Source organism: Mycobacteroides immunogenum, assembly GCF_001605725.1.
GTDB lineage: Bacteria > Actinomycetota > Actinomycetes > Mycobacteriales > Mycobacteriaceae > Mycobacterium > Mycobacterium immunogenum.
Genome location: NZ_CP011530.1, coordinates 1,269,301 through 1,291,687, shown reverse-complemented (window position 1 = coordinate 1,291,687; position 22,387 = coordinate 1,269,301). Strand labels below are relative to the sequence as shown.

25 protein-coding genes, 1 tRNA gene and 3 rRNA genes are annotated in these 22,387 nt (G+C 59.9%); 8 read left to right on the top strand and 21 right to left on the bottom strand.

Features of this window, described 5'->3' with window-relative positions:
• The first annotated feature begins 4 nt into the window (after window positions 1-4).
• On the top strand, window positions 5-502 hold the full coding sequence (locus ABG82_RS06435) for a MarR family winged helix-turn-helix transcriptional regulator (RefSeq protein ID WP_043079455.1): 498 nt from the start codon (window positions 5-7) through the stop codon (window positions 500-502).
• Here the strand turns inward: ABG82_RS06435 and ABG82_RS06430 are convergent.
• On the bottom strand, window positions 499-867 hold the full coding sequence (locus ABG82_RS06430) for a rhodanese-like domain-containing protein (RefSeq protein ID WP_043079456.1): 369 nt from the start codon (window positions 865-867) through the stop codon (window positions 499-501). The two genes, ABG82_RS06435 and ABG82_RS06430, sit on opposite strands and share 4 nt — an antisense overlap.
• Entirely contained in the window at window positions 864-1,436 is a 573-nt protein-coding gene (locus ABG82_RS06425) for a cysteine dioxygenase (RefSeq protein ID WP_043079457.1), read from the bottom strand. Before ABG82_RS06425 ends, ABG82_RS06430 begins: the two co-directional genes overlap by 4 nt.
• A gap of 179 nt (window positions 1,437-1,615) precedes the next feature.
• Here ABG82_RS06425 and ABG82_RS28190 point away from each other — a divergent pair, with 179 nt between their 5' ends.
• The 5 genes from ABG82_RS28190 (at window position 1,616) to ABG82_RS29215 (ending at window position 4,828) form a co-directional block, all read left to right on the top strand.
• The gene (locus ABG82_RS28190) at window positions 1,616-2,062 is read left to right on the top strand and encodes a lipoprotein LpqV (protein ID WP_234708077.1); all 447 of its coding nucleotides are present in this window, start codon (window positions 1,616-1,618) and stop codon (window positions 2,060-2,062) included.
• Between the two features lie 17 nt (window positions 2,063-2,079).
• Entirely contained in the window at window positions 2,080-2,820 is a 741-nt protein-coding gene (locus tag ABG82_RS06415) for a potassium channel family protein (RefSeq protein ID WP_043079458.1), read from the top strand.
• A gap of 178 nt (window positions 2,821-2,998) precedes the next feature.
• The gene (locus tag ABG82_RS06410) at window positions 2,999-3,586 is read left to right on the top strand and encodes a hypothetical protein (RefSeq protein ID WP_043079459.1); all 588 of its coding nucleotides are present in this window, start codon (window positions 2,999-3,001) and stop codon (window positions 3,584-3,586) included.
• Window positions 3,579-4,055 carry a hypothetical protein gene (locus ABG82_RS06405; RefSeq protein WP_043079471.1) on the top strand — a complete coding sequence of 159 codons (477 nt, stop codon included), beginning with the start codon at window positions 3,579-3,581 and terminating at the stop codon, window positions 4,053-4,055. The genes ABG82_RS06410 and ABG82_RS06405 overlap by 8 nt, the downstream gene beginning before the upstream one ends.
• A gap of 158 nt (window positions 4,056-4,213) precedes the next feature.
• Entirely contained in the window at window positions 4,214-4,828 is a 615-nt protein-coding gene (locus ABG82_RS29215; RefSeq protein WP_078344005.1) for an LGFP repeat-containing protein, read from the top strand.
• Window positions 4,829-4,856: 28 nt separating this feature from the next.
• On the opposite strand, the gene ABG82_RS06395 is transcribed toward ABG82_RS29215, so the two are convergent.
• Together ABG82_RS06395 and ABG82_RS06390 are read right to left on the bottom strand one after the other, a co-directional pair.
• Window positions 4,857-5,240, bottom strand: coding sequence for a hypothetical protein (locus ABG82_RS06395; protein WP_043079460.1), 384 nt, complete (start codon window positions 5,238-5,240; stop codon window positions 4,857-4,859).
• A 34-nt stretch (window positions 5,241-5,274) separates the two neighbouring features.
• Window positions 5,275-5,664 carry a VOC family protein gene (locus ABG82_RS06390; protein WP_043079461.1) on the bottom strand — a complete coding sequence of 130 codons (390 nt, stop codon included), beginning with the start codon at window positions 5,662-5,664 and terminating at the stop codon, window positions 5,275-5,277.
• A gap of 48 nt (window positions 5,665-5,712) precedes the next feature.
• Here ABG82_RS06390 and ABG82_RS27545 point away from each other — a divergent pair, with 48 nt between their 5' ends.
• On the top strand, window positions 5,713-6,339 hold the full coding sequence (locus ABG82_RS27545) for a DUF3060 domain-containing protein (protein WP_109475926.1): 627 nt from the start codon (window positions 5,713-5,715) through the stop codon (window positions 6,337-6,339).
• A gap of 78 nt (window positions 6,340-6,417) precedes the next feature.
• On the opposite strand, the gene rrf is transcribed toward ABG82_RS27545, so the two are convergent.
• The 3 genes from rrf to ABG82_RS06370 form a co-directional block, all read right to left on the bottom strand.
• Window positions 6,418-6,534: ribosomal RNA gene (gene rrf, locus ABG82_RS06380) — 5S ribosomal RNA — on the bottom strand.
• Between the two features lie 94 nt (window positions 6,535-6,628).
• A 23S ribosomal RNA gene (locus tag ABG82_RS06375) occupies window positions 6,629-9,741 on the bottom strand.
• 310 nt (window positions 9,742-10,051) lie between these two features.
• A 16S ribosomal RNA gene (locus ABG82_RS06370) occupies window positions 10,052-11,568 on the bottom strand.
• Together the 16S, 23S and 5S rRNA genes form the textbook arrangement of a ribosomal RNA operon.
• A 601-nt stretch (window positions 11,569-12,169) precedes the next feature.
• Here ABG82_RS06370 and ABG82_RS28185 point away from each other — a divergent pair.
• On the top strand, window positions 12,170-12,601 hold the full coding sequence (locus tag ABG82_RS28185) for a hypothetical protein (RefSeq protein ID WP_054173092.1): 432 nt from the start codon (window positions 12,170-12,172) through the stop codon (window positions 12,599-12,601).
• 494 nt (window positions 12,602-13,095) lie between these two features.
• Here ABG82_RS28185 and ABG82_RS06360 read toward each other — a convergent pair.
• The 14 genes from ABG82_RS06360 to ABG82_RS06310 all read right to left on the bottom strand — a co-directional run bounded on the left by ABG82_RS06360 (window position 13,096) and on the right by ABG82_RS06310 (window position 22,382).
• Window positions 13,096-13,169, bottom strand: a tRNA-Leu gene (locus tag ABG82_RS06360).
• A gap of 275 nt (window positions 13,170-13,444) precedes the next feature.
• Entirely contained in the window at window positions 13,445-13,804 is a 360-nt protein-coding gene (locus ABG82_RS27540) for a DUF2185 domain-containing protein (protein WP_078343503.1), read from the bottom strand.
• Window positions 13,794-14,306: a hypothetical protein gene (locus ABG82_RS28180; RefSeq protein ID WP_054173093.1), complete on the bottom strand. Its 513-nt coding sequence runs from the start codon at window positions 14,304-14,306 to the stop codon at window positions 13,794-13,796. The genes ABG82_RS27540 and ABG82_RS28180 overlap by 11 nt, the downstream gene beginning before the upstream one ends.
• Window positions 14,307-14,366: 60 nt before the next feature.
• Complete coding sequence (locus ABG82_RS06355; RefSeq protein WP_054173094.1) at window positions 14,367-15,863, bottom strand: GH-E family nuclease; 1,497 nt, start codon at window positions 15,861-15,863, stop codon at window positions 14,367-14,369.
• An 8-nt stretch (window positions 15,864-15,871) separates the two neighbouring features.
• The gene (locus ABG82_RS06350; RefSeq protein ID WP_054173095.1) at window positions 15,872-16,231 is read right to left on the bottom strand and encodes a putative phage holin; all 360 of its coding nucleotides are present in this window, start codon (window positions 16,229-16,231) and stop codon (window positions 15,872-15,874) included.
• A gap of 187 nt (window positions 16,232-16,418) precedes the next feature.
• Window positions 16,419-16,673 (bottom strand): TMF family protein, encoded by a 255-nt coding sequence (locus tag ABG82_RS06340; protein WP_131676312.1) that lies wholly within the window; start codon window positions 16,671-16,673, stop codon window positions 16,419-16,421.
• 9 nt (window positions 16,674-16,682) lie between these two features.
• Entirely contained in the window at window positions 16,683-16,916 is a 234-nt protein-coding gene (locus tag ABG82_RS06335) for a holin (RefSeq protein ID WP_043079676.1), read from the bottom strand.
• Window positions 16,917-16,938: 22 nt separating this feature from the next.
• The gene (locus ABG82_RS06330) at window positions 16,939-17,784 is read right to left on the bottom strand and encodes a PE-PPE domain-containing protein (RefSeq protein ID WP_043079677.1); all 846 of its coding nucleotides are present in this window, start codon (window positions 17,782-17,784) and stop codon (window positions 16,939-16,941) included.
• On the bottom strand, window positions 17,781-18,668 hold the full coding sequence (locus ABG82_RS06325; protein WP_234715338.1) for a M15 family metallopeptidase: 888 nt from the start codon (window positions 18,666-18,668) through the stop codon (window positions 17,781-17,783). The genes ABG82_RS06330 and ABG82_RS06325 overlap by 4 nt, the downstream gene beginning before the upstream one ends.
• Window positions 18,669-18,735: 67 nt before the next feature.
• Entirely contained in the window at window positions 18,736-18,882 is a 147-nt protein-coding gene (locus tag ABG82_RS28780; protein ID WP_165589753.1) for a hypothetical protein, read from the bottom strand.
• Window positions 18,883-18,888: 6 nt separating this feature from the next.
• The gene (locus ABG82_RS28560) at window positions 18,889-19,056 is read right to left on the bottom strand and encodes a hypothetical protein (RefSeq protein ID WP_165589752.1); all 168 of its coding nucleotides are present in this window, start codon (window positions 19,054-19,056) and stop codon (window positions 18,889-18,891) included.
• Between the two features lies 1 nt (window position 19,057).
• On the bottom strand, window positions 19,058-19,378 hold the full coding sequence (locus ABG82_RS06320; protein ID WP_043079679.1) for a hypothetical protein: 321 nt from the start codon (window positions 19,376-19,378) through the stop codon (window positions 19,058-19,060).
• A gap of 8 nt (window positions 19,379-19,386) precedes the next feature.
• Window positions 19,387-21,915, bottom strand: coding sequence for a hypothetical protein (locus ABG82_RS06315; protein ID WP_052511105.1), 2,529 nt, complete (start codon window positions 21,913-21,915; stop codon window positions 19,387-19,389).
• Between the two features lie 53 nt (window positions 21,916-21,968).
• Complete coding sequence (locus ABG82_RS06310) at window positions 21,969-22,382, bottom strand: hypothetical protein (RefSeq protein WP_043079680.1); 414 nt, start codon at window positions 22,380-22,382, stop codon at window positions 21,969-21,971.
• Between the last annotated feature and the right edge of the window lie 5 nt (window positions 22,383-22,387).

Here is a 22,387-nt window from a genome sequence, read left to right as displayed (position 1 = left end):
GCGCATGACCCTGCCGTTCGATCCCGTCGACGATGCCCATCGCCATTGGGTGGAAAACGGCTGGGGCGAGGTTGCCGACGGGATGGCCGCCGTCACGTCGGTGATGCGCGCCCACCAGATCATGCTGGCGCGGGTCGAGGATGTGCTGCGCCCGCATGGTCTGACTTTCTCGCGCTACGAGCTGCTGATGCTGCTGTCCTTCAGCCGCGCGGGCTCCATGCCGATGGCGAAAGCCAGTGCCCGCCTTCAGGTTCATCCGACGTCGGTGACCAACACCGTGGATCGGCTGGAGGAGGCGGGCCTGGTGCGCCGCGTGCCCAACCCCGCCGACGGTCGCGGCACGCTAGTGGAGATCACCGACGCCGGACGCGATCTCGGCTCGGTGGCGACCGCAGACCTGAACGCCAAGGTCTTCGCACAGATCGGGCTCTCGCCCTCACGCACCCGCACGCTGGTGTCGGTGCTGACGCATCTGCGGCGCGACGCCGGGGACTTCGGCTAGATCAGGATGCCCTTGTCCTTGAGTGCCTTGTATCCGCCGATGACATCGGTGGCGCGGTAGAGGCCGATCTCCTGTAGCGACGCGGCCGCCAGGCTCGAGGTGTAGCCCTCCTGGCACAGAATGACCCATTCCACATCGTGATTGCCGGCCTGCGGAATCCGGGCGTCGCTTTCCGGGTCCAGCCGCCACTCCAGCACGTTGCGCTCGATGACGAGGGCGTTCACCACCTCGCCCTCCTCGGCACGTTGCGCGGCCGGGCGAATATCGACCAGGAACGCACCGCGCCCAAGCGCCGTCGGCACCTCGTCGGCGGGCAGCCTGCGCAGGCGACCGCGCGCCGAGGCCAGCAGATCGTGGATCGTCATGCTGCCGGGCCTTCGGGCTCGTCGGTGAGGATGGTGCGGCTGCGTCGCAGCGTGTTGCCTTGGGTCACTTCGTAATACGACATCGCGGTCAGCGGCGGCGAGTACGCGTGCACGCTCAGCGTGGGCCCGATTTCGGCAGGAAGCGGCGCGCCGCTCACCTTCACAGGAGCACGCATGACGTCATGCACCCACCCCAGCGGAAATCCCGCTTGATCGCCCGCGTCGAGCCTCCGTCGCACCAGTTGGCTCCCGTCCCAGCGGTACTCGCGCAACGAACCGCTCAGGACGGTCAGCGCGCCAAGTGATCCGCAGTGGTCGTGCAGTTCGGTGGATTTGTCGGGCACCCAACTGATCAGCCAGACATCGAGCTCGTCGTCGGCGTGGATGCGGGTGGCCCAGCGCTCGTCGGTCGGTAGGCCGCCCTTGGGCAGCAGATGGTCGAACCGGCCGTGCAGCGCGTCATCGGCACCCTCATCGGTGATACGCAGCAGGTCGGGCAATCGCAGGCGGGTAGGCAGGGATCCGGCGGAGGAAGGACGGCGCAGATCCAGGACAGATGCAGTGGTCATGAAGGCTCAATCGATGGAAGGGGCAGGGGGTACACGGCTAGCCGCGACAACACCCCTGAAAGCCCCTGTGTCCCATCACAGCTCAAATGGTACCGGCGTTTTCCAGCGGTTTTGCCTTCCGGGCAAAAGCTCTGGGTGAGTAAATGTTGATGCTGGTAGGCACTTGCTAGTTTGGAGTGGTGACCGCCCCCAATCGCATCGCCGCGACCCTGATGACCTTCTGCGTCGCTTTGATCGGAGCGGCGTGCACGTCGAAATCGGACGAGAAGACGGCGCCCAGCCCTTCGACCACCGCTGGCACCTCCACCACGCCGGTCGGTGCACCCGCCGCCCAACCGCCTGCCGCCGGATCAGGGGTGTCGCCGGCAGGCGTCACAACATCGGTGAACGCCGCGCCCAGCTCCTTGGAGGAGGAGTACTACCAGGCATGCCGCGCGGCGGCCGACTGGATGATCGGCAAGCAAGACGGCGCCGCCCAGCTCGTCGAGGGGTACTTGCAGTCCATTCAGAGCACCGGGAATGTCGGCCCGGGGACCTTTCATAAGTCTTGGCACGACCTGACCGCCGACCGGCAGGCCGCGGTCATCGTGGCCACCAATGCCGCTGCCGAGCAGCAGTGCGGTTAGTCCCCTAGCATCAGCGCGTGCCAACAGCGCTGGCGCGGTGGGAACGACGGACCGAATGGCCCTTGGCCGGGGTGGCCTCCTGCTTTCTGGCCGCCTACTCGGTCCAGGTGCTTGTTCGACCGGTTGGGATCTTTACGGAGACGACCGAGGCGGTGATTCTCGCGTCCTGGGCCGCGTTCGGGGCGGATTTCGTGGTGCGCCTCTGCTTGGCTGAGCGCAGGGGACGGTGGGTGCTTCGGCACCTGCATGAGCTGGCCATCATCGCCCTCCCCGTGCTGCGGCCGTTGCGGCTGCTGCGATTGGTCACGTTGGTGGCTGTTCTGCAGCGCGCGGTCGGCGGTGCGGTGCACGGCCGAATAGTCACCTACACCGCCGCCACCACCTCACTGCTCATCTATGTCGCGTCGCTGGCGATGCTCGACGCGGAGCGCGGCAAGGGAGGTCGCATACAGACGTTTCCCGATGCCCTGTGGTGGGCGGTCACCACCATCACAACCGTCGGCTACGGCGACTACACGCCGGCCACCCCGACCGGGCGATGTGTCGCGGTGGCGCTCATGCTCGGCGGAATCGGGCTGATCGGCGTGGTCACCGCGACACTGGCGTCGTGGATCGTGCGGCGGGTCAGCGAGGAAGAGGACGCCCAACTTGCCACGAAGGCTCAGATCCAAGATCTGTTGCGGGAGGTCCGGGATTTGCGTGAGCAAGTCCGCGATCTGGAGGGATCACTACTAGGCGAGCAGTCACGAACGCGTTAGGCCAGGCCTTATGGCCGGCAATCATCGGAAATCTATTGTGATTCAATTCAATTCGGGCAAACCGGCATATCCGCGCATTCAGCAAACTTGAAGTGCTGCGCGTAACCTGACCTTGGACGAACCCCTGCGCGGTGTTAACATGCTGCGGTCAGTGCTCATGGGGTCACGGATGCAGCGAATGTGTCCACTCACCGAACGGACGGTAACGACGTTGGCAAATTCAGATCAGCTTCCCCCGAAGCCCACACTGGTTCATTGGACGATCGTCGGAGCGGCGATTGTCGCAACCATCGTCGCGGCAGTTGTCGGCTTCACCGCAAGCGATGCCGAACTCACTCGATTCGTCCAGGGCATCGTCACTCCGCTGCTGGCACTCGTCTCTGGAATCTTGATTGCCGACCTGTATCACCGCATTCAGCAGAGCAACAAGCTTGATCGCAATGTCGGGCAGTCGGCGTACGCGACCATGGTGACGCTGCAGGGCATGATGGACGTGGACAAGCACCTTGCGACCGCTTCGAACGATCTCAACGAGGGCAACAAGCAGTCGGCCTCCAGCGCCCTGAACCTGGCGCTGACGATAAGCCGCCTGACTTTGCGCCACGCCTTCCAGGCGCTGCGCGAGTCGGAGAACGTCTCGAGCACCGCAGTGGCCAAGGCCAAGACCGATTTCGCGACCGCCGAGACCGCCGGGCAGCCTGAACGGCAAAAGATCGAAGCCGCGTCGCGCCCCAACAACTACACCGTCGGTGTGGGCAATGCCTGAAGAGACCAAGCCGGCGGAGCAATCGGCTGGTGAGCAGGAGCCCGAGCCCGTCGACCCGATCATCGGGAAGGTGGCCGATATCGTCGACCGTTACTCGGTACTGGTCAACAAGGGTGACGAGGCCGGCGTAGAGGTCGGGATGATCTTCTCGGTCATCGGCGCGACCGGGACCGCCGTGCGCGACCCGGAAACCGGCGACGACCTGGGTACCTTGCCCATCGAGAAGGCCCGCATCCGCGTCACCGAGGTGTACTCGAAGTTCTGTCAGGCCGAGACCTACCGTGTCACCGAGCCCGCCGTCGCCGGCTTGATCAGCGACATCTTGCAAGCACAGTGGCCCGGAACCAGCGATGACTTCGGTCGTGAGCAGTTCCAGCTCGACGTCGTGCCCACACCGACGGTCCCGGTGGCGGCCGAGGTACACATCGACGTCGGCGATTACGTCTGCGAGCTGACTCCGGCCTCCTGACCGCTCGTTTTGTCGCCGAGCGCACACCTGGCGCACACGTTCTCACCGGTTTGTGCGCGTACGGTATGCGTTCGGCGAATTAATGGCCGTTCCCCCGACAATTGGTGAACATCGAAAAACTCACCTAAATCGCGTGGCTACGTTGTTACGTTCGAATCATGGATACCAATCTGATGAAACGAGCAGCAGGCGCGGTCTCCATCGTTGCGATCTCCGCAGCGGTAGCTGTCGCCTGTTCCCAGCAGGATAAAGATGCCGCGAAGGAATCGGTGTCAAGCGCCACAAGTGCGGCATCATCGGCGATCAGCGCCGGTGGCAGCGCCGCATCCAGTGCGGCATCGTCGGCAAGCAGCGCGGTGTCGTCCGTCGTTGCGGGCGCGCCGTCAACCGTCAACGTGCCGGGCGTGGGTGAGGTAGTGCTGGAACCGCCCGTCGCGGAGGCGTACACCAAGGCCGGTGGCGAGGCGAAGCTCGGCGCTCCGACCGGCCAGCCCGAAAAGGTAGGCGACGGTACCGTGCAGGCCTTCGCCAAGGGCACCATCTTCAGCTCGCCGTCCACCGGCGCGCATCTGGTTCAGGGCGAAATCCTCAAGGTGTACACCGCGCACGGTGGCGCCGGCGGCACGCTCGGCTTCCCCACTGCCGACGAGGACGAAACGGCCGGCGGCCCGGATGTCGCCAAGGGCGGCTGGATCAGTGAGTTCCAGAAGGGCACCATCACTTGGCTGAACCAGGGCGACGGCACCTTCAAGGAAACCGTCACCCAGAAGTAGCCGTTTGGCCGCGGCGGGCGCTGAGCAGTCAGCGCCCGCCGCGCCACCACTGCGGGTTCTCCGCGGGCGACCAGCCCGGCAACGTGAGATCCGGCCAGGGTGGTCGGCGGACGATGGCGAGCAGTCCCAGGGCCGCCGCGAGCATGCCGGTGAGTATGCCCAGCGTTGAGGCACGATCGGCATTGAAAGCTGGGCGCCATTGCGCGTCACCATCTTTGACGACGAACACGCCCAGCGGTCTGGCGACCGTTTCCAAAGGTTCACCCTCTGGACCACGGCCCCGGTTTCGTACCTTGGCCACGGTGATGACCAAGGTGCCATCGGCGGTCGTATACGGCTCTCCGTAGACGATCGACTTACCGCCGTCGGTCACAAGTCCGTCGAACGAGCTTGGCAGTTGCATATCGCCCATTGTGGTCGCCGGCAGCTCCCCTGGCGAGGGATTCCTAAGCCTCGGCGCCAGAGAACAGAATCAGGTTGCCGTCGGGGTCTCGCACGATGAAGGTGACGCTGCCCCACTCCTGGGTTTGCAGCGGTTGATGGAAGTCCACGCCCGCGGCTCGATACTCCTCGTGCAGCGGCCCGAGCTTGTATGCGGTGAGTGTGGCAGCGAGTGGGTCGCGTTCTGTGGCAAGGAAATTGCCGTCGAATACCGGACCCGCGACCTTACGTAAGTTCACATTCGCCCCACCACGCCGCACCTGCCCATAGAACGGCGGCTCGCCGTAGGTGAAGGCCACCTCGAAGCCGAGCTTGTCCACGTAGAAGGAAATGGAGCGTTCAAGATCGGTCACAAACAGCTGCGGCTCGGCAGCGACGATCTCGGTGGATCCCATAGAAGAAACGCTACCGCCGCAAGGGTCCAAATGTGCGACCATCGGTGGGTGGAGCCGGACGGTGATCCCGAGGCTCGTATCCGGGAACTGGAGCGCCCGCTGAATCAGGGGGCGCGGGCATCAGAGCTGGGCGTGACGGGCCCGAGCCCGTATCCGCCGGCGGTGTATGAGACTGCCCAGAGCCCGGTGGCTGCCCTTCGTAAGTTTCGGCGGCGATTCATTGTTTTCTCCGCCGCGATAACAGCGGGCGTGGCCGGGCTCATCTTCTACGCCTCTAAGCCCACGATTCCGCATGGTGCTCCAACGACTTCGGCTCCGACGGGTACGCGCCCAGCAAGATCGACCGTGGTGAAAATCCCCAGGTCAGCGCCGTCATCAACCGCAGCACCGGGGCCGACGTTGGTGCCCGCGGGATCGACGTTCAGCGTCGCCGGCACCCATAAGAACGTCGCGATCACGTGTGATGGGTGCTCAGTCAACGTCAGCGGAGTGTCCAATACCGTTGAAATAGCCGGAAATTGCGACTCCCTGACGGTCTCCGGGGTGGAAAACTCGGTCACCGTCGAGACCGCGGAAAAGATCGGCATCTCCGGCTTCAACAACAAGGTTGTATATCGCTCCGGGCAGCCCGAGGTCAATAAGTCGGGGGACGGAAATGCGGTGAATCAGGGCTAACAACAACAGCGCGTGTGGAATTTAGCATTTGGGGTATGAAAATGCCCCCCAGTTTCCTGGGGGGCATTTCCAATGTGTGTTCGGCGGTGTCCTACTCTTCCGTTCCGTGTCGAGAACAGTACCATCGGCGCTGAGAGGCTTAGCTTCCGGGTTCGGGATGGGACCGGGCGTTTCCCTCTCGCTGTGGCCGCCGTAACTCTTTCGTGTGTTTAGTACACACAAGTTATCTGGTGGTGGAGTGTGGTTATCCAATTGCTCGGATAACTCCAATAGTGGTTGCAAGCTATTTATTAGTAAGTTTTCGGTCGATTAGTGCCAGTTCCCTGAACGTATTACTACGCTTACAGGTCTGGCCTATTGAACCCATAGTCTGTGGGTGACCTTATCCCTCTAAAAGGGTAAGAAACCTGGTCTTGGAATAGGTTTCCCGCTTAGATGCTTTCAGCGGTTATCCTGTCCGAACGTAGCTATCCAGCCGTGCTCCTGGTGGAACAACTGGTACACCAGAGGTTCGTCCGTCCCGGTCCTCTCGTACTAGGGACAGGTTTCCTCAAGTTTCTGACGCGCGCGGCGGATAGAGACCGAACTGTCTCACGACGTTCTAAACCCAGCTCGCGTGCCGCTTTAATGGGCGAACAGCCCAACCCTTGGGACCTGCTCCAGCCCCAGGATGCGACGAGCCGACATCGAGGTGCCAAACCATCCCGTCGATATGGACTCTTGGGGAAGATCAGCCTGTTATCCCCGGGGTACCTTTTATCCGTTGAGCGACACCCCTTCCACTCAGAGGTGCCGGATCACTAGTCCCGACTTTCGTCCCTGCTCGACTTGTAAGTCTCGCAGTCAAGCTCCCTTGTGCACTTGCACTCAACACCTGATTGCCGTCCAGGTTGAGGGAACCTTTGGGCGCCTCCGTTACATTTTGGGAGGCAACCGCCCCAGTTAAACTACCCACCAGGCACTGTCCCTGGACCGGATATACGGTCCGAGGTTAGAGGTTCAATACGATCAGAGTGGTATTTCAACGATGACTCCACAAACACTGGCGTGCCTGCTTCACAGTCTCCCACCTATCCTACACAAACCGAACCAAACGCCAATACCAAGCTATAGTGAAGGTCCCGGGGTCTTTTCGTCCTGCCGCGCGTAACGAGCATCTTTACTCGTAGTGCAATTTCGCCGAGTCTATGGTTGAGACAGTTGAGAAGTCGTTACGCCATTCGTGCAGGTCGGAACTTACCCGACAAGGAATTTCGCTACCTTAGGATGGTTATAGTTACCACCGCCGTTTACTGGGGCTTAAATTCTCCGCTTCACCCAAGGGTTAACGGGTCCTCTTAACCTTCCAGCACCGGGCAGGCGTCAGTCCGTATACATCGTCTTGCGACTTCGCACGGACCTGTGTTTTTAGTAAACAGTCGCTTCTCACTGGTCTCTGCGACCCCGATCAGCTCACGGAGCAAGTCCGGTCACCAAGCGAGGTCCCCCTTCTCCCGAAGTTACGGGGGTATTTTGCCGAGTTCCTTAACCATAGTTATCTCGTACGCCTTAGTATTCTCTACCTGACCACCTGTGTTGGTTTGGGGTACGGGCCGTGTGTGAACTCACTAGAGGCTTTTCTTGGCAGCATAGGATCACTGAATTCGCCTCAATCGGCTATGCGTCACCTCTCAGACATATGACACCCGGATTTGCCTAGATGTCGTCCTACGGGCTTGCTCCGGTAAACCACTAACCGGTACAGCTACCTTCCTGCGTCACCCCATCGCTTGACTACTACCACCGAAGGTCCCACGCAGCGGGTTCACGTCGCACTCCGAAGAGATTGATCTAGAACCTTTTGGGTGGTTAGTACCGATGATTCATCATGGGCGCGCACACACGGGTACGGGAATATCAACCCGTTGTCCATCGACTACGCCTGTCGGCCTCGCCTTAGGTCCCGACTTACCCTGGGAGGACTAGCCTGGCCCAGGAACCCTTGGTCATTCGGCGGGCAAGTTTCTCACTTGCCTGTCGCTACTCATGCCTGCATTCTCACTCCCGCACCCTCCACTGCTGGATTACTCCGCAGCTTCGCTGGGTGCAGGACGCTCCCCTACCCATCCATGCCACTGCCCCGAAGGGAATGTATTGCATGAATGCCGCGGCTTCGGCGGTGTACTTGAGCCCCGCTACATTGTCGGCGCACAATCACTTGACCAGTGAGCTATTACGCACTCTTTCAAGGGTGGCTGCTTCTAAGCCAACCTCCTGGTTGTCTTCGCGACTGCACATCCTTTTCCACTTAGTACACGCTTAGGGGCCTTAGCCGGCGATCTGGGCTGTTTCCCTCTCGACGTACGGAGCTTCTCCCCCGCCGTCTCACTGCCGCGCTCTCACTTATTGGCATTCGGAGTTTGGCTGACGTCAGTAACCTAGTAGGGCCCATCGGCCATCCAGTAGCTCTACCTCCAACAAGAAACACGCGACGCTGCACCTAAATGCATTTCGGGGAGAACCAGCTATCACGGAGTTTGATTGGCCTTTCACCCCTACCCACAGCTCATCCCCTCAGTCTTCAACCTAAGTGGGTTCGGGCCTCCACGGCGTCTTACCGCCGCTTCACCCTGGCCATGGGTAGATCACTCCGCTTCGGGTCCAGAACACGCCACTACGGGCGCCCTATTCAGACTCGCTTTCGCTACGGCTACCCCACACGGGTTAACCTCGCGACGTGTCCCTGACTCGCAGGCTCATTCTTCAAAAGGCACGCCATCACCCCACAAGGAGGCTTTGACGGATTGTAGGCACATGGTTTCAGGTACTATTTCACTCCCCTCCCGGGGTACTTTTCACCATTCCCTCACGGTACTAATCCGCTATCGGTCACTAGAGAGTATTTAGGCTTACCGGGTGGTCCCGGCAGATTCACAGCAGATTCCACGAGCCCGCTGCTACTCGGGATGAAGTACGAGACAGGTGTCGGATTTTCGCGTACCGGACTCTCACCGTCTGCGGCGGGCCGTCCCAGACCACTTCCGCTAATCACAACACTTTTTTACTGTCCGCCGGCCTGGTAGAACCGGCAAGTACAACTCCCACAACCCCGCACACACAACCCCTACCAGGTATCACATGCATACGGTTTAGCCATCTTCCGCTTTCGCTCGCCACTACTCACGGAATCACGGTTGTTTTCTCTTCCTACGGGTACTGAGATGTTTCACTTCCCCGCGTTTCCTCCCACAACCTATATATTCAGCAGTGGGTAACACGACATCACTCGTGCTGGGTTTCCCCATTCGGACATCCTCGGATCAAAGCTCGGTTGGCAGCTCCCCGAGGCTTATCGCAGCCTCCTACGTCCTTCTTCGGCTTCTAGTGCCAAGGCATTCACCATGCGCCCTTAAGAACTTAGCTAATAAAATTGCAAAAACCAGCCCCACCCGAAAAATCGAGCGAGGCTTGTTTAGATGCTCGCAACCACTATTCAGAAGTCAAAGTCCACACCCCACCACCAAGCAGGGCGACAACACAATGTGTTGCCTCAGGACCCAACAGTGTGCCAGCATTCCAATTCTTTTGACAGTCCGACGTCTTGCCGACTACCCATCCACCTCGATAACGAGAGCGGACAGGATTTATAAAACATATTCACCAAGCAGGAAACCACTACAGAAACCCGCTTTATGTTCCCACGCTCATTCGGCGGGGAAATGGTGCTCCTTAGAAAGGAGGTGATCCAGCCGCACCTTCCGGTACGGCTACCTTGTTACGACTTCGTCCCAATCGCCGATCCCACCTTCGACAGCTCCCTCCACAAGGGTTAGGCCACTGGCTTCGGGTGTTACCGACTTTCATGACGTGACGGGCGGTGTGTACAAGGCCCGGGAACGTATTCACCGCAGCGTTGCTGATCTGCGATTACTAGCGACTCCGACTTCATGGGGTCGAGTTGCAGACCCCAATCCGAACTGAGACCAGCTTTAAGGGATTCGCTCCACCTTACGGCTTCGCAGCCCTCTGTACTGGCCATTGTAGCATGTGTGAAGCCCTGGACATAAGGGGCATGATGACTTGACGTCATCCCCACCTTCCTCCGAGTTGACCCCGGCAGTCTCCTACGAGTCCCCGGCATTACCCGCTGGCAACATAGGACAAGGGTTGCGCTCGTTGCGGGACTTAACCCAACATCTCACGACACGAGCTGACGACAGCCATGCACCACCTGCACACAGGCCACAAGGGAATACCTATCTCTAGATACGTCCTGTGCATGTCAAACCCAGGTAAGGTTCTTCGCGTTGCATCGAATTAATCCACATGCTCCGCCGCTTGTGCGGGCCCCCGTCAATTCCTTTGAGTTTTAGTCTTGCGACCGTACTCCCCAGGCGGGGTACTTAATGCGTTAGCTACGGCACGGATCCCAAGGAAGGAAACCCACACCTAGTACCCACCGTTTACGGCGTGGACTACCAGGGTATCTAATCCTGTTCGCTACCCACGCTTTCGCTCCTCAGCGTCAGTTACTGCCCAGAGACCCGCCTTCGCCACCGGTGTTCCTCCTGATATCTGCGCATTCCACCGCTACACCAGGAATTCCAGTCTCCCCTGCAGTACTCTAGTCTGCCCGTATCGCCCGCACGCCCACAGTTAAGCTGTGAGTTTTCACGAACAACGCGACAAACCACCTACGAGCTCTTTACGCCCAGTAATTCCGGACAACGCTCGGACCCTACGTATTACCGCGGCTGCTGGCACGTAGTTGGCCGGTCCTTCTTCTGTAGGTACCGTCACTTTCGCTTCGTCCCTACTGAAAGAGGTTTACAACCCGAAGGCCGTCATCCCTCACGCGGCGTCGCTGCATCAGGCTTGCGCCCATTGTGCAATATTCCCCACTGCTGCCTCCCGTAGGAGTCTGGGCCGTATCTCAGTCCCAGTGTGGCCGGTCACCCTCTCAGGCCGGCTACCCGTCGTCGCCTTGGTAGGCCATTACCCCACCAACAAGCTGATAGGCCGCGGGCTCATCCCACACCGCAAAAGCTTTGCACCACACACCATGAAGCATGCGGTCCTATCCGGTATTAGACCCAGTTTCCCAGGCTTATCCCAGAGTGCAGGGCAGATCACCCACGTGTTACTCACCCGTTCGCCACTCGAGTACCCCGAAGGGCCTTTCCGTTCGACTTGCATGTGTTAAGCACGCCGCCAGCGTTCGTCCTGAGCCAGGATCAAACTCTCCAAACAAAATTTAACCCCGACAAAACAACTGACAAAAGAATTGTTTTTTCGACATAATAAAATGTCACGACATAACAAAATGTCTTGTAAACACTGACACACTATTGAGTTCTCAAACAACACACCAAACTATTTGAACAAAACCTCCGGGAAACAATCTCCCTCAGTCCTGCCCGCCACCCTCTCGGGCAACTCGGAAACCGTATCAAGTCCGTGAACCCGAAGCAAATTCCCGATTTCGGCCAGTCACCAACACACCAACCAACCGCCGAAATTCTTGAATTACTTCTTGAATTTCGACTTCCACTCTTTAAAAGCGGCCCGGGAACCGTATCAAGTTCGATGAACTCGAGTCAAACTCCGGGTTTCGGCTGGTCAACTGCGCACCAACCTAAGACCGGAGAATCGGAAAACTCCCGACACCCGGCCTCGCTCTTTCAGGGCAACCCCACCAGCCTACCAAGACCGAGGAGCTTGAGTCAATTTCACCCGATGACCAGCGCAAGTACCGCGGCGGACAGGCTTCCCTACCGGGAAGGGCCGGTCCTCTCGCTCCACAGTACTCAGACGGACCCGTAGGCGTGCAGCAGCCCAAGGGGCATCGAGTGTGACTCTCGGGCAGAACAACCCCTTCGGCGGCCAACCGGTTGTTCACCGCTCCAGGATCGTGGAGATCCGGGTCTGGGAACTACGGACCCGAGTGGTGATCCAGCATCCGGCAGATGGCGACGAATCCCATGTCGATGACCAGCACAACCGGGAGACTCTCTTAGATGCCCAGCCCAAGCCGGTTGGTGGACTGGGCATCGAGCGTCGTATCCGCCCACCGGCTCTGCCCGCAGGGATGTCGCCGCAGTGTTCGTTGACCGTCTCGGCCAGAGCGTTGTCGTACAAACAACTCATGACTCCGGCCGATCCCGCGATGCCCGCTTCAGCGCACAGCACCCGACAATCCCATGAGCGGTTGCGCGGCGCTGCGGACTACCGCGACACTGCCGCGGACCAGCCACGCCTTAGGCGCCGTAAACACCGTAACTAGTCGCCTACACCGAATGCGGTTGCACTACAGCGCAACCCAATAGTCACGATCAGTCTGCGCAGCGATGCCTCTGGTAGGAACCGTTGAGCTCGCGAACCACCGGTGCAGCCGATCGTGCCCGGCTCCGAAAAACCAGCGCCGCTTTCATGATCAGGTTAGACCGCATCAGTTCTGCCACTTAAGATTCCGCAACTCCGCAGACTCGCTGACAATGGCATCCGACCCGACCCAAGTCCGGGATCGGCGCACCTCATTGCGCAACGCACCAGCGCCGCCATAGGCAACAGAGGCCACCTGCACCAGCACCGACCATTTCGTCCCACCATCGAAAGGTTCGACGACATCCAGCACCGCCCGCGCGTTCAATTCAGCTGGACAGCGCTTCGCGGTGTTCCCTGCCAGAACTCCGACCCTCCCAAAACTTGGAGTCCCCGACTTACCGGACCCCAACAGCACTACAACTGCGGCGAAACTCGAGCGTTCCCGAAACAGGGTGCCCCCAGTCGGACTCGAACCGACACTTGGCGGATTTTAAGTCCGCTGCCTCTGCCAATTGGGCTATGGGGGCTTCGCAGGTCAATCACATAATTTACGGGCATGGACCGCCCGCTGTAGCCTACGCTGTAGCCTACGTCGCGCAAACAGCCGCATCCACGGTAGGTACAAACTACGGCAACGGGAGTGATCAGCACATTCCCGCCCGCGCTGGCCCCTGATGAGGCGATCTTAAACGCACTGCAAGCCCCCGAATTAAAGGCGATAGCCAAATAACTCAGGTCAGGCATACCAGCAAGATCAACAATCACACGCGGCAGTCAAATCAAACAGTCGTCTTCCTCAGCATTATTTTCTAAATTGAGGTGGAACGTACAGATTCTGCGTAGGTATCATTCGACCGGTTGGTGTGTCGACTATTCGAATCCCCTGCTCATCTCGAACTATCTGCAGGTCTGATCCAATAGCCATATCCCAAATACCGATGAGCGCCGGCTCGATTGAACACAGATCATTGAAGTCCACAATCTGCCAATTATCCGCGTCATCAAGATAATCACTGGTATCAATATGACTCATGATCAGCCACCCGTTATCAACCGAGTCTCGAGAAGGCTGCCGCACCATCCAACGGACCAGACCATGCCCGCTAACAACGTTCTTCGTTGCGAGGGAAGCACCTGCGTGGGGAATGAACTCAGTAGACATGTCCGGATTCCTCGTATGCCAGAACTCGCTCACGCAATATGGGAAGATTATATACGCCGTGAAGTATCCATTCGCGCAATGTCGTCTGACCGTAAGGCACGGAAAGATCCAGGTTCGGCTGATCGAAGATCACATCGTAGAATGGCACTGCGGCGCTCTCAGGCCTTGGTCCGTTTTCCATCAGTCCGATTAGCGGCGCTCCCCATCTTTTCGATACTTGATTGATATCTGCTCCGCACTCGATAAGTCGACGCAACATTGGCGCCTCAAGCCCCGCGTCATGCTGCTTATTTGGCCCGAACAGTACGTGCAGAACATTCACGTCCGCGTCTAGCACCGATGGGTCCACGCCATCGTCCAGCAAGCGGAGAGTGATGGCAATCCTGGCCGCAATATCACGGTTTGCGACCGAACCAAAGAGAAGAGTTTGCCCTGCAGAACGGAAGGCTGGAGCTAACGAAGGATCGTATCCTTCCATGAATTGATCGAAGGTGGCCCGCATAGCAGAATTAATACTTACAGACATATGGCTCAACTCTCCAGAAATATTCAACAAGAATGACTAGTGGCCCTCATCGACATGCGATTGGTTCCTCATCCAATCCTCGACGACATAATTATCAGGATCATTATACTCATCTAGGAACAATTTCTTATTTCTAACCGGGTCCTTCGGATCAAGTTTATGACCTAGGTACTCCTCCAAGAGTCTACTATACTTCGCCTCCGGAATATGCCCCATGTCCCAGAGGCCCTTTCGCAGATCCCCTGGCTTCCATTCTATGAGCCTATAGCGCGCTTCAGTTCCATTAGGCAATTTCACTTTATGAATGTTGGCACCTTCAGCGTCGTCGAGCGCCCTTACCCACATTTGGTTTTCTTTTAGTTTCGGTAAATCAATAATTTTGTTTTCGATGTCGGCCGCCATCTTATTGCGGGAGGCCTCCCATACTTTACGAACAACACCTACTCGGAAACTCGGGCGACTGCCATTCGCATAGGTCATCAAGTCGCCATTTTCATCATATCCGTAGGAGTTTGGCTCTCCCTTTTTGGGCTTGCCCTTGGTCGGCTCTACAGACGCTATTTCCGGCTCTTCCAGCGAATTGTCACCCGGTTTTTCATCCTTAGGCTTGCTATCACTGCTACTGCTTTCGCTCTTTTCTCCGCCAGGCAACTTCTCGCCTTTGAGGAGTTTGCGAAGCATATTTACAATCTTCGCTGCGCCGGCAGTGGTTACAAGATTTCCGAGGATCTGCCCTACCGCATGTGCGTACTTCCCGTCAGCCCAGTCTTGCCACGCGACAAAGTCTTTGAAAATAGCCTTGAGCTCGCCAGTCAGGCCATCCCATGAAGCTAGTTTCTTGAGAGTGTCCCAAAGGTTCTTCCACTCCTCCCTGGTGTGCAACAAACCCCAGAGGAAGGACACCGTGTCGCCTAAGCCGGCAATCGTGCCCTTGAGTGACCCAAAGAAGCCACCGAAGAAGTCGCGTGCCCACGAGGGCATTCCAGTCTTGTCGGCGAGACCTGAGCCGAACGCGCCAAGCCACTCCGAGGCGCTATCACCCAATCGAGTGACGGCATCGCCCCAGCCACTGATTGTGTCGAGGACACCCCCAATACCGCTCTTCAACTGTTCCCAACCGCTGGGCGCCGGTGGCGGCGGCGCAGGTTTTGACTCTTGTGCAGCAGCCTGTGCTTCGATTTTGGAGTCCCATGCGCTTCGTGCATGGAGTTCGGGAGTGCCGAGGGTCGACTTCTCGATGGCATTGGCCCCATGCAATGTGGGCAGATATTGGTCAGCGATAGCTACCGGCGGGATCATCACCTCGTAGGTGCCCTGACCCTCCATCACTACATACCAATTGCCTTTTGAGATAGAGACCTCATTCAGGGGAGATGTCAGCAACAACTCCTCGAAGGTCACCTCTTTCCCATCCTTGAATTCCTGATACGTCGTTGAGTCCATCAGCCGACAGGTGAAGGCACTCCCGGGGTCAAGCTTTACCCACGCCCGTGTCGGCGAAAGAATCGTTCCCAGATGCACATAGGTGTACATGCAAACACCTACTTTCTGTCTTGAATTCGCCTGAGCGCGAATGTGAGTCGGATGAGCGCGTACGCCAGCCCGGCGTAGAGCAGGCCGCGGATATGAGCACGCCAGGGGTAGTCCTCACCCCACCAGGTACTGACGGCGTTCTGCGAAAGCACCAGAGAAAGCGCGAGACACGCGGCCACCAGGCCGCGGCCGACGGCACGCACCCACCACGCCGAGCGCGCCAGGTACATCACGGTGAAGGTCCACGCCGCCAAGGCCGCGACCAGCAGCAGGACATCGGCGACGGTGTCGGGATCGAACCAGATCGCCGGTAATAGCCCAAGCACCATCACGGCGGGGATATGCCGCCACCACATCGAGGCCCTCACTGGGCCCACCTCCGCCTCATCGTTCGCTCGATCGCCTCGGCGAAGCCGTTGTTCTCAATCAGTTGTTCTGCCCGCGCAGCCAAATCACTTGCCTGGTCGAGTTTTTTCTGTGCATCGCTGCAGGCCTGGCGTGCTGTCTCGATACCTCTTTGATCACGCAGCCATCGCCGCCAACGCCGCACAGTCATCACTGCTCCCGTAGCGTCTCGATCGCCTGGACCGCCAACCGCGCCGGTGCGGTGAGCTTGTCGACTGTCTCGCTGAGCTTTTCGCCGGTCTCTCGCAGATACGCGATCTCGGCATCCTTGGCGCCGAGTAGCCGGTCGACGGTGCTACGCGGCACCAGTCGCCCAGAGATGACCATCCACACTTGCTGAACCGCCAGGGCCACAAATGCTCCGGCGAACATGTACTCGTCAGGGGAATTGAGCAGGGGCGACACCGGCCCCATCTAGCCGCCCGTCTCAAGAAATGAAGCCGACCTGGTGCTGCCTACACCGGACGCCGCGACCGCGGTCAGCAGCGTCAAAAACGCCGACAGCGCCGAAACACCGAGGGCCTGGGTCCAATCCACGTCGATGATGGACAACCCGGCGGCCTGTTGACCCAACAATGCCGCGAGGGTCGCGGCAAAGGTCCGCAGGATCCGCTCGCCGGTGTCCTTCCAGAAGGCTGAAGTAAACATCGCCGTCCTTCCGTGTAACCAATCAGGCAGCCACCGCTTGGCGGCCCAACGCATTGAGGTGGTCGATGGCATGCCGCAACGAGCTGCGGCCGCTGCCATCCATGACGTCATCGGCGTCGTAGTTGATGTGGTCCAGGGTGGGCGGCTGTGTTGTCGCGAATCGCGTGGCAATGACGATCGCCTCGAACACCGACGTCAGGTTGAACGGGTTGGTCAGCAGCTCCCAGAGTTGTTCACCCAGACCACCCTTGCCGCTGAAAGCGGTGAGCATCTCCTCGATGAGCTGCACCGGATCATGGATCTGCAGCTGAGTCACCGCTTGATACACCGCGGTGCAGTTGTCGCCGGCTTGGCCGTCGGGCACACAGGCGTACAGGTCGCCGCCATGGGCGTAGTCGTTCCACTGCGACGGGGTGTTCGCGATCCGCAGCGCGGCAATACCATGACCGCTCAGGGTGTCCCCGGGCCAGGTGTGACCGCTCTGCCGGCACGGGTTGCCGAAGGTGACGCCGCCCAGCAGATCCTGCTGTCGGTGCGCCAATTGCCCGTGCTGGATCTCGAGCAGCACCCGCGAGGTGACCTCGGCGCCCTGTGAATAGCCGATCAAGACGAAGGGGCCGGCGTTGAGGTTGATCAGTCGGATCAGTTCGGTTACACCCTGGCGTACCGATTCGGCGTATGAGGGCAGAGTCGGCGAAGACGCCGGCGGCACCGGCCCGAACGATGCCGGGTAGGCCACCGGCTGCCAGCGAAAGGCATTGGGATCCAGGGCTCGTGCGACGTCGGCCGGGAAGCCCTCATTCCATGCCGCCCAGGTGCCCGAGACCGTGTACGCCCAGATGCGGCCCGTGCCTTCGTTGCCGGTCATGAGGCACGCAGCCGCGCGACGGCATCCACCACTGATGCGTTGCCAAGTTGGGGCCATCCGGCAAGCGCCGGCCCGCGTAGCTGGCGTAGTACCTCGATCATGAGGTCTCGATCTGTCCAGTCATCGGGGAACACCTTTTCCTCGGCCGGCAGTCGCCAACCGTTCTTGATGACTTCGTTCCATTCGGCGAGATAGACCCCGCCATAACCGAAGTCGGGATTGGACGGCCAATTGCGCTGCTTCTGCAGAACAGTGGCGGCATCGCGGGTGGCGTCGTCCCACCGTTTGGTCACCGCCAGCCCGAGGGCGGCCTGCCAGCGGCCGAGGCCGTCTTTCCATTCCTGAAGGTCGCCGACGTACTCACCGGAAATGCAGTAGTCAGGCCCGTCCAGGGGGCCGTAGCAATACCCCTCGGGTAGCGGGAAGTCGTCGGGGTTGGCCGGCGCCACGGGGCCGCGCCGGAACGTCGAGAACCCGTCGGGACGAATCTTGCGCGCGATGAAGTCGTTGCACTTGGCCTGGTTGTTGTACGTGTTGTACCCCATCTGGAAGTGCATCGAATCCTTCGGACTCTCCCAGTCGTTACCCCAGTAGATCATCGATTCGTAGAACGCCAGAAGCTCACGAACCGTGGCAATCTCACCACTGGTGTAGCCGTCGTAGGCCTTGCCCATAGGGTGATCGGTCCAGTTCAAATCCATCGCAGTGCCGCCAAGATGGTTGGATGTGGCTACCGAGTTGGTCGGCGTCCATCCGCCCTCGTCGGCGCCACCACGCGAGTTGTACAAAGATTCCACGAACGCGTGGAAGTCTGCCGCGAACGCCTTCATGATCCGGTTGGGTATGCCGCGCTGGAGCGCGATGACGATCGTGGTACCTGGCACCGGGTTTCGTTCCAACATGCTTGAATCGCATGATGGCCAGCCATTTTCAGTGATCATGGTCTACCTCTCACCACCCGTACCTAGCCTCGCCGATACGTGGGTCGACGTTGTCCATGCGGTCGCTAACGTACTGCGCCGCCCACCAGCCCGTCCGGAATGCGATGGCGACGAGCCCGAAATAGAAGGCCGAGTATGTGAGCAGCTGACTACGCATCACGGCTCATGCGCCGCGGACCGCCGCCCAGCCATCCACCTCGCCGTCCGTGGCCCAGTGCCCGCCGTTGGCCGGATGCATCACGCCCCAACGGTTTTCACCCGCCTTGATGGCGACTGCACCGAACAGGTGTGACCCTGCGATAGCACATTGCTTAACCTCGGGTAGTTCCATGTCAGTTCCCTTCTGTTACTGAGAATTCGGCGCGATAGTCGACGTCGGACAGCACGCGGACCACACCTCGTGAAGAGACCACGATCCACATGCCAGCCATGGCCGTTACTTCCGGAAGTCCGTCGCGGCGCATGAGCTTGATCCACCATTGGGTGGGAGATTCGACCTCTTGAAATCCGTGGACGATGCCGTAGTGCAGCTTCCGGTCCGTCAGGAGCGAATCGATCATCGTGAGGGCTTGGGCGGCGCTTTGGGGTGTCCCGTCGAAACGCATCGACTGATATGTGGGTTCCTGCAGCGGTGTTGCGGGCGTGAAAGACAATTCTGCTCCTAGGGTTTCGGTTCGACAATGAGATGGCGGTCAGCGAAAGTGCCGGTGCTGGTGTTGGTCTTGTACATGGCCTTGAACGTGGTGGTTCCAGGTGTCAGGCCGGTGAGGTGAATCCGGCGAGAGATCACGCCGAACAGTCCTGCGATCACCGCACGTCCGCAGGCGGCGGTCGTATCGGAGGCCGCGCGCGTGGTGGCGCCAGACAACGCGAACCCCATATATCCGGCCTGAGTGGTGCCAGCCGCCGAGAACGACGCAGACAGGTCAATCGTGACCTCGCCACTGGCAGGCACATTCAGCGTCACCGACGGTCCCGTGGTAGGCAAGTCTGCGTAGGTGGTGCTGGTAGTTCCCTGCGACGTCACCACTGTGCTGGAGGTAATGCGCGCGGGCGTGCCGGTATCCAGGAACGCGAACTGGGTGATCGATCCTGGTAGCGCCGAATCCGAGGAAGCCCATCCGCCGGAGCGGTTACCAGCGCCCATCGCCGAGGTGTTGCCGATGTCGTTGTAGGAGTCGAACCCGGTTCCATTGATACCGATCGTGAATGTTCGCGCGGAATCAGATGTGAGGGAGAAGACGTTGAATGGCACGGCCTCGGCGATGGTGCCGGACTTCCATGCCGACTTGCCGCCCGAGGCGACTCGGCCCAGCTCGTAGTTGGTCACGCCGTTGACCACCCACAAACGCAGATACACGTAGTCGGTGAAGGCCGCGTTAGCTCGTGTGATGAGTATGTGGCCGCCCGCGGCGTCGCCCGGCGGGATGCGGCTCCAAGATGCCGCCACCGTCATCGCATCGGTTTGTGCGACACCGGTGTTGAGCTTGAAGGTGGGCAACAGCAGCGCGCCCATCGGGGTGAATGCGGCGGGCATCGCGGCCCGGGCCCGCACGAACACCGCACCGGCAGCGCCCCTTCCGCCCGGGAACCCAAAGAGCCCTGCCGTACCACCCGTGCCGCCTGCGGCTACCGCACCCGTGATCGCGGCGCTCGTCGGTATCACGCTGAACGCGTTCCAGTGGCCTGCGGTGCCACCCACTCGGTCGTTGAGCGGCGTGGGGTTACCCGCCGCGCCACCACCGCCCGGGGCGTTGCCCCCGCCCCCGAAACCGGCCTGTGTGCCGCCACCCGGATACAGGATGTCCAGATAGGTCAGCGGAGCGAGGCCCTGGCCGTTGTAGTTGAAGTGGTCACCGCCCTTGCCGCCTTCCGCGGTATGCGTGGTCTCGTTGACGGTCAACGAACACGGACCCGCATCACCGCCGTCCGGCGCGCCGGGACCGGTGCCGTCGCCGCCACCGCCGGCCGGCGCGATGATCCCGTCCACACTGTCGACGCCGAGCACAAACCATGCCGGCAACGTGTAGGCGAACGAGCCGGGCACATCGAATACCGTCGTTTCGGACGGCCGGAACGCGACCGATGTTCGAAATCCGTTGGCGCCCTCCATAATATTCTGCAAGGCATTGATCGCCGCACCCTGCGCGTTGACGGTGCTGACCAGTGCCTGCATGGCGGCGTTGGCCTGAGCCTGCGACGCACGCGGCACGTTGTTGCCGCCCATCCGGTTGAAAATCGATGTCGGCAGCGAGGCAAGCGCGGCCTCCCAGTCCGAGAAGGCCTGTCCCACAGCGCCCGGGGTGTTGCGCAGTGCATTAATACCCGCGTCGATGGCGCCCTGCAGATCACTGGACATATCGCGCGTCAGGTCGGGAAACAGACCCTTGCCGAACTTGCCCGAACCGATCTTACTCGCGTCGAGGGCGGGGATAGTCCCGCCGGATAGCACCCCCGAAATGAGGCTGGCCGCGATGTTCGTGATGTTCAGAAACACCTGCGAAATCGAGCCGCTGATGATCTTCGAGGCATCCAGACCCGGAATGTTGGGCGGGGTCAACGGTGAACCGATGTTTCCGCCCGGGATCTTCATCAGCGCGTTGTACGCGTCGGTGACCGTGTGTCCGGTTCCCGCTACACCCAAAGCATTACAGATCTTGTCGATAAGCCCCTGACCGCCGGGGACGTTGTCGATCCCGTGCTGCAGGAGGTTGAGTGTGTCCTGCAAGTTGCCAATCCGGTTGATGGGGAACAGCCCGGAAATGATCTTGCTGGCATCCAGGCCCGGGATCAATCCACCGGGGATCAAGCCGCCGATAAGCTGAGCGAATGCGTTGAGCGGCTTGATCAAATTGTCTACGACGAGCTTCCAGATGTCCTCGGGCGATGGCGGATTGCCGAAGTCGATGCCACCGAATATGTTCCCGAACACCGTGTTGATGATGTTGATGACATCCCGCGAACCCGAAATGATCAGGCTGCCCAGGCTTACCACGAAATTCTCGGGGCTGGACAGATCAAGCTTCGTGACCTCCTTGATCAGCTGCACCAACTGCTTCTCGATGAATTCGCGCCACTGATCAAGGATCTGGCTCAGGTCGATCTTCCCAATCTTGGGATCAACCGAAAGCCGTTCCAGCGCATTATGGGTGACCGGGAGCCCCGAACCCAAGTCAATCTGCCGAGGCATCGTTTTTCACTTCCTGCTAGTCACGTAAGGAAACACCCGGATCCCACGGGCCATCAGAGCTTGAAGATGCGATTCGCGCCGGTGTCCCAGGCGATATTGATGTCGCCACCGTTGGGGGACACGGGTAGGCCGGTCGCGGTGTCGATGAGGGCGATGAGGTTGGAGGTGGCCGGGTTGCCGGTGTCCTTGTAGATCACCAGCGCCTCGACGCTCGCACCGCTCACGGCGGAGAAGTTGACGTTGGCGGCATTGCAGACCCCCGCGGTGGCCGTCTTCCCGGTCAGTGCGTTCGAGGTGGCGACGCGCGCGGCCGGAGCGATGTCCGAAAGATACTGATTTGTCGCAAGATTGGGTGTGTACGCGCCTCCGGAAGTATCCACGAGAACCACCTTGATGGTGTCGGCGTTCCAGTTGATGCCGCCGGTCGCGAATGCCTCGCGCGCCTTGTCATACAGCGCATTTGCCATGGTGG